At 53.3% G+C, this 1146-nt stretch carries 1 protein-coding gene; it reads right to left on the bottom strand.

Annotation, left to right across the window (positions count from 1 at the left end; translation table 11 throughout):
* Positions 1-13: 13 nt before the first annotated feature.
* Positions 14-1146, bottom strand: a 1133-nt coding sequence (locus tag V6C16_RS13860) for an IS4 family transposase (RefSeq protein WP_333536785.1), incomplete at its 5' end; no start/stop codon positions are given.

The raw sequence follows: 1146 nt of genomic DNA, 5'->3' as shown, positions 1-1146 counted from the left end.
CATTGCTGTCCGGCTAAGCACCCAATTCTAATAGGCTGAGATGTTGAAGATTATCTTTTCTTCGCCGTCGTGGATTCAGGAGTTCTTCCAGAGACGCCGAACCGAGCAGGTTGAGCTGGATGAGTTGGAAAAGTTGCTGCACGGACATCCCGATGCGGCTGAGGAATTTTTGGTACGCCAGCAGCAGGTACACCGTCAGGGCCGTGTAGACTTGAATCAGTACCGCGTTTTCCGAGTTGCCGACAAAGGTCTTTATGCGCAGATTTTGTTTGATTTCCTTGAAGAAAAGCTCGATTTGCCAGCGGTCTTTATAGATGTCGGCAATGGTTTTTGGCGAGAGCCGGAAGTTATTGGTTAAAAACTCGTAATGTTTTCCGGTTTTCTGGTCGCGGTAGCCAATACGCCGCAGCCGCAGGCCTTTTCCCCGACTGACGACCTCAATGATGTGATCGGAAGTGACACCGGTCCCCCGGCGCACCGGGCGGCGCTCCAAAAGCTTATAAACGGCGTTGCGTTTGAGGCGGGTCACGAAAAAGATGGCTTTTTCCTCAAGGGCTCGAAACCAGGGGTAGCTGATGTACGCCTTGTCAAAAACCACTATGGAGGCTTTGGGCAGTTCCAGGGATTGAGCCATACGACTTTCATGTGTTTTGGCGTCGGTGACGGTTACGAAAGCCGGGATATGCCCGTCATGGTCCAGCAGGGTGTGCATTTTGACGCCGCCTTTGGCTTGGCGGAACGAAGCCCATGGGAAGAGCGAAAGGCAAAGCTTGATGGTGGTAGCGTCCAAGCTGAACAGCTTGGATTTGAAGCGAAATTTGTGCTTCGGAGTTTTTGTCGCGCACAAGCCGTACATTTCGGCGAACAGGTCATGAAAAAAGCCCACGGGCCGGGAGTTGTTCGCATCAGCGAACGTTGAGCGGGCCACGTTTTTCAGGCCCCAGTGGTACAAGCGGTTCCCGGCTGCGGCCAGGCAACGCAACCCATCGCGCATGGAGCGCCTTGCGGCAAGCTGTATGAAGGCCATGGCGGTGAACTGCTCCTTGAAGCCGAATTTGCGTGAGGCCCGCCCTACTTTGTGCCGGTGTTCGAGCTTTTGAAAAACATGTCTGGGAATCAGAGATAGCATCTGGGAGAAAAGTGTAT

The organism is Desulfovibrio sp. 1188_IL3213 (assembly GCF_036763145.1).
Taxonomy (GTDB): Bacteria; Desulfobacterota; Desulfovibrionia; order Desulfovibrionales; family Desulfovibrionaceae; genus Desulfovibrio.
The sequence above is the reverse complement of the archived record's forward strand: the minus strand, read 5'-3'. Positions and strand labels throughout refer to the sequence as shown.